This is a genomic window from Candidatus Hydrogenedentota bacterium (assembly GCA_019637335.1).
Taxonomy (GTDB): Bacteria; Hydrogenedentota; Hydrogenedentia; order Hydrogenedentales; family JAEUWI01; genus JAEUWI01.
Window position 1 is genome coordinate 910,065 of record JAHBVV010000001.1, and the last position, 14,849, is coordinate 924,913.

At 65.4% G+C, this 14,849-nt stretch carries 14 protein-coding genes; 6 read left to right on the top strand and 8 right to left on the bottom strand.

Going from position 1 to position 14,849, the window contains the following annotated elements:
* Window positions 1-4 precede the first annotated feature (4 nt).
* On the bottom strand, window positions 5-2,293 hold the full coding sequence (locus KF886_03355; protein MBX3176373.1) for a hypothetical protein: 2,289 nt from the start codon (window positions 2,291-2,293) through the stop codon (window positions 5-7).
* A 205-nt stretch (window positions 2,294-2,498) separates the two neighbouring features.
* Between KF886_03355 and KF886_03360 the strand changes: the two genes are divergently transcribed.
* From KF886_03360 to KF886_03370, 3 genes are all read left to right on the top strand, one after another.
* The gene (locus tag KF886_03360; protein MBX3176374.1) at window positions 2,499-3,458 is read left to right on the top strand and encodes a cell envelope integrity protein TolA; all 960 of its coding nucleotides are present in this window, start codon (window positions 2,499-2,501) and stop codon (window positions 3,456-3,458) included.
* Window positions 3,459-3,498: 40 nt separating this feature from the next.
* The gene (locus tag KF886_03365; GenBank protein MBX3176375.1) at window positions 3,499-3,834 is read left to right on the top strand and encodes a hypothetical protein; all 336 of its coding nucleotides are present in this window, start codon (window positions 3,499-3,501) and stop codon (window positions 3,832-3,834) included.
* Window positions 3,835-4,720: 886 nt separating this feature from the next.
* On the top strand, window positions 4,721-5,344 hold the full coding sequence (locus KF886_03370) for a MotA/TolQ/ExbB proton channel family protein (GenBank protein MBX3176376.1): 624 nt from the start codon (window positions 4,721-4,723) through the stop codon (window positions 5,342-5,344).
* A gap of 342 nt (window positions 5,345-5,686) precedes the next feature.
* On the opposite strand, the gene KF886_03375 is transcribed toward KF886_03370, so the two are convergent.
* Together KF886_03375 and KF886_03380 are read right to left on the bottom strand one after the other, a co-directional pair.
* The gene (locus KF886_03375; GenBank protein ID MBX3176377.1) at window positions 5,687-6,697 is read right to left on the bottom strand and encodes a hypothetical protein; all 1,011 of its coding nucleotides are present in this window, start codon (window positions 6,695-6,697) and stop codon (window positions 5,687-5,689) included.
* A gap of 68 nt (window positions 6,698-6,765) precedes the next feature.
* Window positions 6,766-7,419 carry a hypothetical protein gene (locus KF886_03380; protein MBX3176378.1) on the bottom strand — a complete coding sequence of 218 codons (654 nt, stop codon included), beginning with the start codon at window positions 7,417-7,419 and terminating at the stop codon, window positions 6,766-6,768.
* Between the two features lie 80 nt (window positions 7,420-7,499).
* Between KF886_03380 and KF886_03385 the strand changes: the two genes are divergently transcribed.
* Window positions 7,500-8,054, top strand: coding sequence for a hypothetical protein (locus KF886_03385; GenBank protein ID MBX3176379.1), 555 nt, complete (start codon window positions 7,500-7,502; stop codon window positions 8,052-8,054).
* A 7-nt stretch (window positions 8,055-8,061) separates the two neighbouring features.
* Here KF886_03385 and KF886_03390 read toward each other — a convergent pair whose 3' ends face one another.
* Window positions 8,062-9,705 carry an FHA domain-containing protein gene (locus tag KF886_03390; GenBank protein ID MBX3176380.1) on the bottom strand — a complete coding sequence of 548 codons (1,644 nt, stop codon included), beginning with the start codon at window positions 9,703-9,705 and terminating at the stop codon, window positions 8,062-8,064.
* Between the two features lie 264 nt (window positions 9,706-9,969).
* On the opposite strand from KF886_03390, the gene rsmA reads away from it, so the two are divergent.
* On the top strand, window positions 9,970-10,845 hold the full coding sequence (rsmA, locus tag KF886_03395; protein MBX3176381.1) for a ribosomal RNA small subunit methyltransferase A: 876 nt from the start codon (window positions 9,970-9,972) through the stop codon (window positions 10,843-10,845).
* 21 nt (window positions 10,846-10,866) lie between these two features.
* Window positions 10,867-11,928, top strand: a complete 1,062-nt coding sequence (locus tag KF886_03400; GenBank protein MBX3176382.1) for a PAS domain-containing protein — start codon at window positions 10,867-10,869, stop codon at window positions 11,926-11,928.
* Window positions 11,929-11,951: 23 nt separating this feature from the next.
* Here KF886_03400 and KF886_03405 read toward each other — a convergent pair whose 3' ends face one another.
* From KF886_03405 to KF886_03420, 4 genes are read right to left on the bottom strand one after another with little or no spacing between them, the layout of a single operon-like run.
* On the bottom strand, window positions 11,952-12,449 hold the full coding sequence (locus KF886_03405) for a hypothetical protein (protein ID MBX3176383.1): 498 nt from the start codon (window positions 12,447-12,449) through the stop codon (window positions 11,952-11,954).
* A 20-nt stretch (window positions 12,450-12,469) separates the two neighbouring features.
* Window positions 12,470-13,033 (bottom strand): hypothetical protein, encoded by a 564-nt coding sequence (locus KF886_03410; protein ID MBX3176384.1) that lies wholly within the window; start codon window positions 13,031-13,033, stop codon window positions 12,470-12,472.
* Window positions 13,023-13,682 (bottom strand): RNA polymerase sigma factor, encoded by a 660-nt coding sequence (locus KF886_03415; protein MBX3176385.1) that lies wholly within the window; start codon window positions 13,680-13,682, stop codon window positions 13,023-13,025. The genes KF886_03410 and KF886_03415 overlap by 11 nt, the downstream gene beginning before the upstream one ends.
* 47 nt (window positions 13,683-13,729) lie before the next feature.
* Entirely contained in the window at window positions 13,730-14,848 is a 1,119-nt protein-coding gene (locus KF886_03420; GenBank protein ID MBX3176386.1) for a DUF1501 domain-containing protein, read from the bottom strand.
* Between the last annotated feature and the right edge of the window lies 1 nt (window position 14,849).

The following is a 14,849-nucleotide window of genomic DNA, read 5'->3' on the forward strand; positions in this document are numbered from 1 at the left end:
GCAATTAGCGACCCGGGATAATCTCCGGCCGGGGCGGGCCATCGTAGGGCCGGGCGCCCTTGGGATGGCCGAAGTCATCGGGCACGGACACCAGGTCCCGATCCTTGACCTCGGGCGGCAGGATCATGCCGTAATACCGGCCCATCCAGTAGTCTTCAAGCCAGCCGACGGCCGGGTAGGCGCCGCGACCGCCGCCGCTGCTGTCGTAGCGGATGGCGGAGCGGCTACCCCAGGCGGCCTGGGTCTCGCGGGGCAGGAGACCGCGCGTCCCCTTCGCGTAACTGACGTACCCGTCCTCCGTGTGGAGGTCATCGCGGTGGGAGTTCTTGTAACTGTGGCTTACGGGATCGAGGGGCCAGGAGCGCAGGTGCGCAACGCCCTGATCGACTTCGCAGTCGTTTCCTGTGAGCCCGCCGTACATGAAGTTGAAGTAGGGCACCTTCTGCATGCGCATGACTTCCCAGTGCCGCTCGATGGCACGCAGGTAGATCGAGCGGAGGTACTCGTCTTTCGTGTATCGCAGGAGCGGGTCAAAGCAGCGGAAGGCCAGCTCGTCGTCCCACGGCACGATGTAATCGGGCGGGAAGGTCAGCTTCTCGCGGACCGTATACTTGTGGTAGTTCCAGTCGAGCAGTTGCTGCAGGCCCGCCTCGTAGGCGGGATCGCCGGTCAGGGCGTGCGCCGTGATGGCGTAGGCCTGGGCCTCCATGCCGTTGAGCCCGCGCGCGTAGTAGCCGTAGGGGCGCAGGAGGTAGTCCGGGTCCCATCGGCCCCATCGCGTCGGCTTGCCGTCCATGTCGCGCAGGAGCCAGCCCTCGCCGATGATATGGTTCGTAATGCGGGCCAGGTGCGCCTTCGCACGCTCCTTCTCAGCGCCCTTCGCAGCCAAGTCATGGAAAAGGGCGACGGCGTAGTAGTGCGCGTTGACCTCGTCGCTCGACGTGTCGCCCTTCCAGCTCCACTTGCCGTCTTCGGTCGCATACCACTTCGCGGGCAGTCCGCCGGAGCCGCGCTCGGCGCGTTGCCCCTCATCAACGCCCTCGACCCAGATCGCCCGGGCGAAGAAACCTTCCTTCGGCGTGATCTGCTCCAACCACATCATCGCTTCGGCGGCGTCCACGGCGGCATCGCGCGCGGCCTTATCGCCGGTGACCGCGTACTTGTAGCTCATGGCGGCGAGGTAGTGGGCGGTGTGGCCGCCGTCGTTGTCGCTCACTTCGCGGAGCCAGCCGAGGTCTTTTCCGGCGTAGTAGAGGCGCTGGACGAAGCCGAGCCGCTTGAATCCCCACTCATCGAGCTGGCGCTCGTAGTAGTCGGCTTTTTTCAGCATCGTATACGGCTCGTAGCGGATAATGCCCAGGCCGGCGTTCGTGGCAATGCACACGACGTGGTCCCCGGCGACGATGTCGTTCACGTGGTCGCCCGGGAGCCAGTGATCCGCACCGAAGTACTGGAATTCCCCGTCCACGTGGCGTATGGCGCCGGTGGTGGTTCCGATCCAGAGGTCCTTCGCGAACCCGGGCGCGGCGCAGGTGGTGTTGTTCGACGGGAGGCCGTCCTCGCCCGTGAGCACGGTCATGGCCATGCCCCGGAGCACCGCGAGCCCGCGATCGGTGGTTACAAAGAGGCGGCTGCCGAAACTCAGCATGTCCCGGGTTTCCGAAGAGGGCAGCGTGCCCCAGTCGATCGGATTGCGCCAGAACACAGGCCCGTCCAGCAGGGCGAGTTCGCCCTTCCGCAGCACGTAGAGCGTGCCGCTGTACGACGCGATACGCTGGATCGTGCCGATCTGAATGGGATCCGAGATGACTTGCGTTCCGTCTTCCATGATCAGCGTGGCGTCGGTCGAGAGATAGCCCGTGTCGGGCTTGATATCGACCAGCGTGTTCTCTTCGAGGCGGTAGATGGCGTCGGCCGAGGCGAAGTGGATGTTGCCAAGGTGTAGCGTGGCGTCGACGGCGCGCACATCGCCGAGGCGTACCCACTGGTTGCCGCGCAACTCGTGCAGGCCGTCGTCCGCGGCGACGAAGAGGCGATCGCCAAGCCCCCACACGCCGCGCACCGGTTTGGGAGCGTTTAGCACGGTCGCCAGGCTGCCGGCCCTCAGGGTGTGGAGCGCGTCCGCGGCGACGGCATAGAGGACATCCTCATGCAGCGCCAGCGCGGTGACGGGGGCGTCCGTGAATATCTTCTCGGCGGATTCCTGGAGGTAGACTTCGTCGGCGGCGGGCGTCCAGAGCGGCGCCTCGGGGGAGGCGGAAAACGCTGGAGACGCGGCGGTGGAGACCGCAATGCACAACGCGGCCATAAGGCGGAGGGGCGGGTGAATAGACATGATGTACTCCTTCATGAAAGCGATTCAGTCAAAAGCAGACTAGCATACGCAGCCAGCGGAATGCCCGCCTCGGTCGAATGGAGACCTGTCCCCGCGCGGGCCTCGCGCTGGCGATGTCGCCGGGTTGCCCCTCTTTGCTATACTGGCGGCGGAACCGGCAGCCATGTCCATGACGTACCAGAATCGAATGATGATCGCGGTCTTCCTGTCCGTGCTCCTGCACGCGGCGGGCTTTGGCGTGCTTCAGTATTCCTACACACCCCGCCCCGCCCCGCCGCCTCCGGAATCCGCGCCGATCATCGTCAATCTGCAGCCCGAACCCGAGCCGGAGCAGACGCCATCCCGGCAGCTCGTCGACGTGGCCGTACCGGCGCCGGAGCCGCCCGACTCCACCGATCGCACTGCGGAAACGAATGCCGAGACGATGACCCTGGCGCGGCGCCCCGATGCCGCGCCGGCCCCGGCGCTGGCGCCCGACACTTTCGACGCGCTTCCCGCGCCGCCGTCGCCGCCGGAGGAGCCCGCGCCCGCGCCGGTGGAGCCCCCGCTGGAGCAGGCGCCGCCCGAGGAAGAGCCGGAACCGGCCGAAACACCGGCCCGAAAGCCAACCCCGGAGCGCGCCACACCGCCCGTGGAGGAGATGGATGTTCCGCTCGAAACGGTGGAAATCGACGAACCGGCGGAGGCCGAGGAACCCGCCCCCGAACCGCCCATGCAAGTGGCCCGGGCCATGCCTGCGCCGCCCCAGCGGCCCTCGCCCGGGCGCGCCCGGGAACAGGGCGGCGGCGCGCGCCAGGGCGCGACGAACTTCAGCGCAATCCAGCACGAAATCGCGCCCTACCTCAAGCACGTGCGCCAGCTTGTGGAACGCCAGTGGAACGAAATGATATACACGCGCTACTCGGGCACGTCGCCCGTGCGCGCGGTTATCGACTGCGCGATCAACCCGCAGGGCGAACTGGTTTCCGTGACGATCATCGAACCCGACCGGGACCGGCTCTACAGCGCACTGTGCCGCGACGCCGTGCAACGCGCGGGCCCCTTTGGTCCCTTTACCTTCGAGGTGCCGGAAATCTACCGTAACCAGAACCTCGAAATACGCTGGACCTTTAACTTTCTGTAACAGTTTAGCCGTCTGAAGCAAAGAAGTTTTTCAACCACGAATGAACGCAGGGCAGCCTGTTGGCGCAACTGAATATGGGATCACCACGAAGGGCATGGGGCAGCCGCTGGCCGCAACCAAGGAATTGATCACCACGAAGGGCACGAAGTCCACGAAGGAAAGAGGTTGGAGAAGGATTGATATTCACGCGACGGCGCAGAGGAGAAAAGGCGCAGAGGAGACGATCCAGGGCGCGATGCGCGGTTACGGTGGGCGGGGGATTGGATTTGGAGCCACAAAGAGCGCAAAGATCACAAAGGACACGGGGGAGCCTCTGGCCGCAGCCAGGGAACTGATCACCACGATGGGTACGAAGAGAAACAGAGAAGGGCTTTAACCGCAGAGAGCGCAGAGGATGGCTCTTGTACGCAGATGAAGTAGGTGGTTGAATGAGGGTGCGTTTTTGACCACGAATGGACAGCAATGCAGACGAATGCGCCGGGAGCGGCGGCTGGCCACGATCAGGATTTGTGACCACGGATGACACGGATGACACGGATAGCAATTGGTTCCGGCCGTTGAGGCGTGCCGGCGGCTGCGTGCGATTTTCGACGCAGCCTGTTCGGATTGTTCAGCATCCGGGGTGGAACGGGTGGCGGGCTGCTCGGTCTAATCTTGTTCGAGCGTCGCGGCAATCCGTGTCATCGGTGTAATCCGTGGTCAATAGAAGAATACCGGCCACGATATTCATGGGACGGCCCGGAAATTCTCCTTGGAATTTCCAATTCGTAAATGCTTTTACAACAGATTGTTACGGAGGTATTGCGCGCAAGAACTTGCAGAAAAAACAAGAAAATGACGGATAGCAGTACGAATTCACACGAATAAGAGAGACTATTGACCGGGTTCGAGGACTGAAATGGAACGATAACAGGTCCGCCTTTGATCTCTTGAAGTGGATATTTTTTCCACAGATTTGCACAGAACGCCACAGATAAGAGATAGAGACCGGCAGCGCCAGAGAGCCGGGTTGGTGTCTGCGCGGATCTTTGGAAAAACTCCTTCGTTGCGGCGAAAGGTTGCTCTATGTTCTCCGCGGCCAATCAGGTTTCTTGTTGCCTGGATGCCTGGCCGCGGGTCTGGGAAAAGGCTGCTTGAACTGAATTTCGGTTTCTTATTCGTGTCCATTCGCGGTAAAACTGGTACTCAACTTCATACGGCTAAAGAATTACAACTTTCATTAATCCGAAGCACGCCGCCGACCGCGGCGGCGGGGAAGACCCATGACCGAATTTTACGAACTTATCCAGCAGGGTGGGTGGCTGATGGCGCCGCTGGGCCTGTGTTCCCTGGTGGCGCTTTCGATCGTCATCGAACGCGCCGCCGCGCTCCGCCGCGACAAGGTCATCCCCCCGGAAATCGTCCGCATCCTGCATGAATTTGGAAACGCGGGCGGCGCCACTCCCTCCCACTCCCTGGCGGTCTGCCAGCGCACGCACGGAGCCTTCGCGCGGCTTGCGGAGGAATTGATCCAGTTGCGGCACCTGAGCCACGCGCAGCTCCTGGAGACGATGCACGCCGTCGGGCGCACCCACGTCGCGCGCCTGGAGCGGGGGCTCACCCTGCTCGAGATCATTGCGGGCATCAGCCCCCTCATCGGCCTCCTCGGCACGGTTCTGGGCATGGTGACCGTGTTCGACGCCATCACGCAGGACGGGCTCGGCAACCCGCAGGTGCTGGCGGCGGGCATTTCCCAGGCCCTGGTGACCACGATCGCGGGCCTCTGCGTGGCCATCCCCGCGCTCGCCTTCCACGGCATCTACAGCAAGCGCGTGGACGAATTGGCCATCGAGATGCAGGAGCGCGCGACCGCTTTTCTGGCCAAGCTGCACGCGCCGGGGACCTGAGGCGCGCCCGCGCCGCTCCCGTTTGCTTCCGCGTAACACTTTAGCGGTCTGAAGTGCGGAACAGTATGTGTTTTCACTAGTCGAGCCGGTGTGTATGGAGCGCCGGCGGCCCGCCGGCATTGCACCGAAGATGCAAGAATACGTTGCCGGAGTGCTCCGGCGACACGCGGCTTTTTATGCAACGGCAGCATTTCCAGAATGCTCTCTTGCGCCGGCGGCGCAATCTGCCGGCGGGCCGCCGGCGCTCCATAGTTGCACGTAGCCTTTATTCAGCATATCGCTCGAGTTTGGCCACTGTACTTCGCCACTGTACTTCGCTCGGCTGAAATGTTACCGATTCCGCTATCGCCGGATGAAGTGGATTCCCTCGCCGGTCACCCGGTAGCCGAAATTGGGCACCGGCCACTGCCACACGATCAGGTTAAGCGCCGTCTCCCGGGTGACGCCGTGCATGACCGCCGCATTGACCGGCAGGCGTCCGGCGTCCGCGTCCGCGGTTACGGGGACGCCCAACTGTTCGGATAGTAGCGGGAGGCAGGCCGACAGCGGGCGCATCGCAATGCCAAAGGCGGTTCCGGCGTCCACGCGGGGCAGTCGCACATTGACCACCTGCCGCAGCATTTGGCGCTGGTCGCCGGAGAGCCCCTCCCGGTTTACGCAAGCGTCGCCCCGGTTCCGATTTTCCACCGAACGCACAAGAATGTACGAGTTGGTGCTTTCGACCGCCACGGAACCCGCGGGCACCAGCGCCGACTTGAGGACGGCCTCCACGATAGCCGAAACCGGCGCGTCTGTTATCGCCAGTTCCCCGCACCACGCTTCGTCCAGCAGGTTATCGGCCACGATCGCCGTGTCCAGCGCGGCGCCCAGCAGCGCAAACGCATCGTACAGGCCGGTCCCGGCGCCGATCGCGTAGCTTGCGGTCATGTCCCGGTACCGCGCGTCGATGCTCTCCTGGATCGACAGGGCCGCCAGGGCGTCGTATCCGTTGGGATAAAGGAAAGCGTAGTTCGGCGTGACCTGCACCTGGCAGGACAGCCCGGCGACCAGGCGGCGCAGCCCGCTCGCGTACTCGGCCCGGCTGATCGCCGCCTGCGCAACGCGCCATTCCTCCATCCCCGCGGCCAGGACCACGCCGCCGCCCGCCGTTTCTCCAATATGGCGGACCGCCGGCCCCAAATGCGGGTACAGGGCCGTATCCACACTCAGCGGAGGGAAGCTCCCGGGCGCGCGCGCCGCGTCTGTGCGCGCCGGCCCCTCCAGTGGCGTCTGGCGGGCCGTCTTGCCACAGCCCGCGCAAGCGATCGCCACGATGAGTGCGGCGCAGACGCCGCAAGCTGGCCATTTACACATGGTTATCCACTCCATACCCCGGCGCGCCCGCGCGCCGCCCTCAAGCTGCTTCCAGCGGGCGCGCCGCGCTATCCGTTAATCCCGTGAGGCGCCCGCTGGTTCCGCCGGATATGGGACGCGGGATGGTAGAAGCGCTCCAGCGGTCCCCGGTAACAGCGCGGGCACAGCAGCGAGCCGTCTCCTGTCCTGTTGCGGGTGGTGATCCGGCAACACGCCACGCAGGTAACCGCTCCGCAAAACGGGCACTGCAAACCGAAATCGTCCAATTCCCCCGGAGCCTCGTCGAGGGCGCCATCGTAGGCGCCCAACGGCCAGGGCGGGGGATCGAGCGGCTTGCGGCATTCCTTGCACTGTACCTGAAAATACTGCCCCTCATACAGATTTACCCCGACGAGCCGCATCGCGCCCCGGGCCATGCTGAAGCAGTGCGCGGCATCGCACTCGGGACAGACGAACTCGGCCAGATCCTTGCCGAGCGCCTCGGGCCGTTCCCGAACCACCAGCGCCTTCTCCGCGGCGCTCAGCCGCGCCAGGGAATCCGGGCGCACATCGGCGCGCGCGGTGCAGACGGAGCACGCCATGTTGAAGGAGCCATCACGGTTCCGGAGAACGAGGGTATCCCCGCCGCGCATAAGGCGCAGCATGCGAACCGCCACGGCGATCGTGACGCAGGCGAAGACCGCCGTTCCGGCAATCGCGCACGCCCACTCGAAATCCGTCATAGGTAATCCAACCTGGCCCGAGAAAAACGCGCTTGTCTCGCGCGGAACAATTGCCTATACTCTAGCGCATGAACAACTTGATGATCGTATTATGGCTGGTTTCGCTCGGCCAGATCACGCCCGCCATTCCCGACGGGGCCACCATATTCACTATCACCTACAAGGATGGCGGCCAGGACGTCACGGTGGCCGCCGCCATCCGGGCGCGCGGCGAATTTGCCGACGCCTTCGATCGCCTTGCGCTTCCCGCCCAGCTCGAACTGGTGCGCGACGAGCCGTGGTTCAATTATCCGAGCGCCACCGTGCTCAAGCAGAATGTGCGCGAGGCCGAGCCCGAATCGTCCGCCAAGCGCCGCCTCCGCTATGAGAACTCCGGATTCGAGCGGATCGAAACGGATCAAGGCGTAACCTGGCTTTCCGCGGAGACGGTGGCGCGGGCAACCCGGATGAGGGAACTGGAGGAGGCCCGTGACGCGGAGCGCGCGCGGATCCATTCGACGGCGTCGCTCGCGGCGCTGAGTTCGGGCGGCGGCGGCGATTCGGGGCCGGGGGTCTTTGCGCTGTGGGGCCGGCATGTCGCCGTGCTCGTGTTCGCGGCCATCGGCATCGTCATCACGGTCAAAATCGGCTTCTGAGCGCCGCCTAATCGCGGACCGATGTCACCTCATACGCGCGCACTTCGAGCGCTTTCCCCTTCAGCAACACCTCGCCGATCGGCTTGCCCTCCACCTTATCGGAAATCCGCGACCACGTTTCCTCGCCAACAATGACCTGGCCCGGGCCGGCCAGGCTGCAAAAGCGGCTCGCCGTGTTTACCCGGTCTCCCACGACCGTATACTCCATCCGCATGGGCGACCCGAAATAACCTGCCGTCACTTCGCCGGTGTCGATTCCGATACCAAGCTGGATGACGTGGCGGCCCTCTTTCTTCCGGACCTCGTTCAATTCGGCGTTGAGCTGCTGGATCGCCACCGCCGCCGAAACCGCCGCCAGCGCGTCGTTTTCGAGCGGCACCGGCGCGCCGAACACGGCCATAATCTCGTCGCCCACGTACTTGTCAAGCGTACCCTGGTACTGGAAGATGATTTCCGTCATCGCGGTGAAGTATTCGTTCAGCAGTTGCACCAGGTCCGCCGGCGCGATCCGCTCGGCAGTGTTGGTGAAGCCGCGGATATCGCAGAAGAGCGTACTGACCCGCGCGCGCTGCCCCCCCAGCTCCACCGCTTTTTCCTCGGACATGATCTTATCGACGATCGCCGGGCTCAGGAAGCGCCCGAACTCGATGCGCTTCATCTCCGCCTGCACCACCTTGTCGTGCAGGCGCACGTGGTCAATCGCCATCGCCGACTGCGACGCCAGCGACGCGAACAGCTCGAGATCCTCCTCGTTGAAGGTGACCTGGGGCTTGCGCGTGTCCAGGTAGATCGATCCGAGGATGCGGTCGTCGATTTTCAGCGGCACGCACATCGCGCTCATAATTTCGGACCGGATAATGCTCTCGCGCATGCCGAACTCGCTGTCGTTCTGGCTGTCCAGCATCAACACCGCCTCTCCGTCGATCGCCGCGCGCCCCGCGATGCCCATGCTGGGGGAACTCGCCTCCAGCTCCCGGCCCATCTCCCGCGCCACCTTGACGTTCAGGTTGTTCGTGTCCCCCTCCCGCAGCATGACAAAGCCGCGGTCCGCATTCATGACCTCCATGACCATGTCCAGCACCTGGGCCAGGCGCTCCCGCAGGTCGAAGCCGGACGCCATGATCTGGCTGGCCTTGTGCAGCGCCGCCAGCCGCCGGTAGGCCCGGCTCATCTTGACAATTTCTTCGGGGGTCGCGGACACCTGCTCGCGCGGCTCGCCCATAAACCGGGGCGTGGGCTGCCCGATCAGGGTCATGCTGTTGCCGATTTCGTCCATTTCCTCGCGGATTTTGTCCAGGTTCTTCACGAGGTCGGGATTGATCGTATAGGGGGTCTCGTCCGGATTATCCTTGCCGTACTGGGTGTCGTCCCGGAAGACGAGGTGGCAGCGGCTGCCAAACCAGATCTCGTCCATGTGCGAGAGCACCCGCTCGACGATCCGCTGGCGGTTCACATAGGTCCCGTTGAGGCTCTTGAGGTCGAACAGCACCGACTTGTTGCCGACGCGGCATATTTTTGCGTGGTTCCGGGACACCTCGTCCGCCACCAGGACCACGTCGCTGTCCTCGGAGCGCCCGAAACGGGTTTCGTTGCCCGACAGCGGCACCGTCATCGGCGGCACCCCCGGCTGTTCGATTATCACCTGTGGCATCGACAATCCCTCGTTCCGTGCGAATGATAGCAGGGTCCGCAAATCGGGTCAATGGCTGTTGGACTTGGAAAAGCCTTTGCCGGTACCATAGAGGCGTTTAGTCGCGGGTGGCGGCCCTTCGCAAGACACCAGCAAACCGCACCCATCGCCCCGTTCCCCGCAAGCGCCAAGGTTCCGACCCATTGCCCCCTTCTTATCAGAATCCGCCCTGCGCCCGGCCATTCGGCCCGGCTACTTCCCGCCTGGACGCCCCCGGAGCCGCCCATGAGGCCCGCTGATCCCCCCGCCGATATGAACCTGCGGGAGATGTGCCAGCGCTACGGCATCACGTTCAAGAAGGCGCTCGGCCAGAACCTCCTGCTGGACGACAACATCAACCGGATCCTGATCGACGCGGCGGCCCTGACGAAGGACGACTATGTCGTCGAAGTGGGCGCGGGCCTGGGCGCGCTAACGCGCCGGATACACCCCGCCGCGGGGCAGGTGCTCTCCGTCGAAATCGACAACTCGTTTATGCCGTGCCTTCAGGACCAGTTCGGGCAAATCGGGCACGTGCACCTGTTCCGGGGCGACTTCCTGAACCACCCGGTCGAGAAGCTTGTGGATGAGTTCATACCGGGGGGGACCAGCTACAAGTTCCTCTCGAACCTCCCCTATTACATCACCACCCCGATCCTCTTTCATGTGCTTGAATCGCCGCTGTTTTTCTCGCGCCTCGTCGTGATGATGCAGGAGGAGGTCGGCCAGCGCCTGGTGGCGCCCGTCGGGGCCGAAAACTACGGCGTGCTTTCCGTCGCCGCCCGCTGTTACGCCAGCGTCGATATTGTCCACCGCGTGCCCGCCTCCTGCTTTGTGCCGAAGCCCAAGGTGGATAGTTGCATCGTGCGCTTCCGGTGTGACAAGAAAGAGGCGATGCCCCGGGACGAAAAACTGTTCCTGATGAAGGTCGTTCGGGCGGCCTTCGCGCAGCGGCGCAAGACGTTGCGCAATTCGCTGACGAAATCCGGCGCCTTCGGCGCGCCGCGCGAAGCCGTGCTGGACGCGATGGACGCCGCCGGCATCGACCCGGGCCGCCGCCCGCAGACGCTGGGCCTTGAGGAATTTGGACTGCTGGCGCGCGAGATCCGGCAGCGCCTCTAATACGCGATGGAGATCGGATGAATGGACGGACAGACGGGACACCCCGAAATCCACGAACAGATCCTCTCCAGCCTCGCCAGCGGTGTGCTGGCGGTGGACGCGCACGGCGTCATCCTGACCGCTAACGCGGCCGCCGCGCGCCACCTGGACGTGGATCCGCCCCTCCTGGCCCCGGGAAAGCGCCTCAACGCGCTGGCGGAGCTGTCGCCCCCCATTCTCCGGATTATGGATGAACTGCGATCCGGGCAGCACGTGATTTCGCGCCGGGAAGTGACCGTTCCGGGCGCCGGGGAGCACCGGGTGCTCGGTATTACCGCCTCCCCGCTCCAGGGGCCGGAAGCCTTCAACGGCGCCATCTTCCTCTTCATCGACCTGACCGAACTGCGCCGGTTCCAGCGCACGGCGGACCTCAACAAGCAGCTTGCCCAGATCGGCGAGTTGACCGCCGGCGTGGTTCACGAACTGCGCAACCCGCTCAGCGTCATCGCGGGCATGGCGGAGCTGCTCCTGCGCAAAAGCGAGGAGGGCGACCCGGTCCACACCAAGGCGACGACCATCTATTCGGAAACGCGGCAGATGGAACGGCTCGTGAGCCAGTTCCTGAGCTTCGCACGGCCTTTCGCCCTGGAGCAGTCGGTCTGCGCGCCCGCCGCCGTGCTGGAGCGATCCATCGCGCTCGTCCGCCCCCTGGCGGCCGAACGCGAGGTCACCGTGGATACGGAACACGAGGACGGCCTCCCCGAGATCCACGTGGACGCCGAAAAGATGGCCCAGGCCCTGAGCAATATCCTGCGGAACGCGATCGAAGCCTGCGATTCGGGGTCCCGCGTTCTGGCGCGGATTCACACCCGCGGCGGGCGCGTGTGCTTTCGCGTGGAGGATGAAGGCCCCGGTATTTTTATCGCCGAGGGCGAGGATCTTTTCAGCGCCTTCTTCACCAAGAAGGAGGGCGGCACGGGCCTCGGCCTTTCCATTGTCCACCGCATCGTAACCGCCCACGAGGGCCAGGTGACCTACGGAAACAATACCGGCGCGGGCGCGTGGTTCGAAATCAGCCTTCCCGCCGATTTGCCGGGCGCCTGACCCGCCTCCCCGCGCCTGCCCCGCTATTCTTCCGGCTTTCCGCGCCCCAGCGCCGCCAGGACAAACGCGCCCGCCGCCCGCAGGGTTACGCCGAGGTAGAGGATTTGCCCCACCAGCGGCACGAGAAAGGCCAGCTCGGTCACGGCCGCGGCGCGCACCCATGCGGAGTGGTCCAGGGGCGCGTCCGGCGCCCCCGCGAGGCGATCGGCGGTGAGCCGGTAGGCCCCGATGCGGCCCCAGAGGTGCACGGCGCAAATCCCGCCGAACAGGAGAATCGCGAGCAGCCCGAGGGGCTTGATTTGGAGCATCACCAGCACCGCGAACAGGCCGACCGCGGTGTTGATCGCGCCGATGATCCCGGCCCGAACCGGGTGGCCGGTGTAGACGCGGTATATGCGCTCAGAGAATTCCGGGCGCGCGCAGGCGAACCAGAGATTCCAGGCTACTACGGCGGCCTTCAACACCAGGATCGCGCATGTCCCCGCGATTACCGCCAGCGCCGTTGCTACGAGCTTTTCCATTCCTATGCGTTCCCTTCTGGCTAGTGTCTCGGCCTGCCCAGGTATTCCCGGGCATTTACAATGCACGCGGCGGCCAGGCCCAGGGCGAGCAGGGGGCCCGCCCAGGAGAGTGGACCTACCGGAATCCGCTCGATCAGAGCGAGGCCTGAAGTCCCGACGGCGCCCAGGCCGTTCAGGAGTGCTTCCGCGTCAAATCCCATGGGCGGCAACCGCCACGCCAGCGCGTCCCACGCGGGCGCCGTCAGTTGGAGCTCACGGACGCGACCGATCCAGTCCGGCAGGTCCACATACTGGCCGCCCGCGACTGCCACCGCGATAAGCGCGGCCAGACCAGCCGCCCAGGCCGGAGACAGGCGCCCGTGTGGCGGCTGCGCGGCGATAGAGGCCTGAATTCGGGCGACCAGCGCGGGATCGGGCGCAATGGCTTCGGGCGTGACGCGCAATGCGCGTTCGAGGGCTTCGAGCGAACGCGCATGGGCCGCACAGGCGCGGCACGACAAAAGGTGCTGGCGCACGGAGACCGGCGGGGGCACGCCGCCGTCAAAGGCCGCGTCCAGCGCGTCTCGCGCCGTCTTACAATCCATCGTCCGCCTCCTGAAGCATCATTTCGCGCAACTGGCGCCGCGCCCGGCACAGCGCGACCTTGGCGGCGCCTTCGCCAATGCCCAGCACGGCGCCCGCCTCCGCCAGTGTGAAGCCTTCGTGGTAGTGGAGCGTCACAAGCTGCCGCGCGCGCGGCGCAAGCCCCGCCAGCGCCGCTTCCAGCCGTTCCTTCTCGGCGGACGGCGCCACCGGCCCGCGTTCCGGCAGCGCATCCAGCTCCAGATCGACCGCCACCCCCCGTCGCTGGCGGCTTCGCAGGGCGTTCAGCCCGGTGTTGGTGGCAATCGTGTAGAGCCAGCGGCGAAACGAACGGCCGGCGTCGAAGCGCCCCAGCGACCGGTAGGCCTTCAGGAACGTCTCCTGCGTCAGATCTTCCGCCTCCTGCCGGTGGCGCACCATGCGGTGAAGGTAGGCCCGGATCCGTGGCGCGTAATAGGCCACCAGGGGATTGAAGGCCTCGGGGCGACCGCGCCGCACTTCGCGCACGCAGGCGGTCTCCCACGCCGCGATCGCGGCCGGGTCATCATCGGGCGGGGGATCGAGGCGCACGGCCAGGACCGCCGGAAACCAGCAGCGCACCGCGAACCGCGAACGGCCTGGCCACCGCTGTTCAAGGACCCAGCTACTCACGCATGCAAACTCCCGGATTCATTGGGGCGATATCCCGGACACCGCCATCACATGATGTCCAGCGGGGCCAGTGTATACCCCGGAAAAACCCGGTTCAACGCGAGATCCGGCGCGTGCCGCTGGAAAATCGGCGCGATCACGTCCCGGAAATTGTAGGTTACGGGCAGGTCGCCCGGGCCTTCCAGGGCGTCGGCCTCCAGGCTGTTCCAGCCCTTCAGTACGCGTCCGCCCCGCACCCCGCCGCCCAGCACCATCATCAGGCCGCCGCGCCCGTGGTCGGTTCCCAGCGAGGCGTTTTCGCGCACGCGCCGCCCGAATTCGCTGATCACCACCACGGTTGCGCGCTCCCGATCGGTTCCGAGGTCGTCATAGAAGGCGATTAATCCCGCCGCGAGCCGGGCCATCAGCGGCGTAATCAGGGGCGAAGACGCCACGTGGCTGTCCCACCCGTCGAGATCCAGCGTCACCGCTTCGACCCCGGCCCCGGCCTTGATGAGTTGGGCGGCCTGACGCAGTTGCTGCGCGAACGGATCCTGGGGGTAGTCCGTGTCCGTGCCGCCCGCAAGCCGCGCCTGGATGGTTTCGATGCGGCGAATCGCGCGCACCACGGATTCGCCGGCACCGCCCCAGGGCAGGCGTGTTGCGGCGTAGGCCGCCCCCAGATCGTCTACAAACGTCCCGGCATCGGGCCCGAGCGCAATATCCGCGAGCGAACTGACGACAACCGCGGCGGGCGCGGCGCGCAACGATTCCGGATAGCGCGTGCCGAAGGCCACCGAGGCCAGTGGGTTTCCCGACGCGCGCGTGTTTTCGCGGAGATACCGTCCGATCCAGCCGCCCGCGCCGGTTCCGCCGTGTTCCAGGTAGTCCTGGGCGGCGAAATGGGAGCGGCTGTCCTCCTCCGAACCCGCGCCGTGCACGATTAGCAGGTCGCCGGCGTCGTAGGCGCGCCGGAGCGGGGCCAGCGCCGGATGCAGCCCGAAGTGGCCGTCCAGCGGCGCGGTGTCGCGCGCGGCAACCCCGATCAGGGGTCGCGCGCGGTAGTACGCATCGTCTTCCGCCGGGGGAACCATGCTCAGCCCGTCGGCCCCACCTCGGAGGAATACCACGACGAGGGTATGGGCGGACTCGGGCCGAATTTTCAACGCCATGTTCGATTGAGCCATT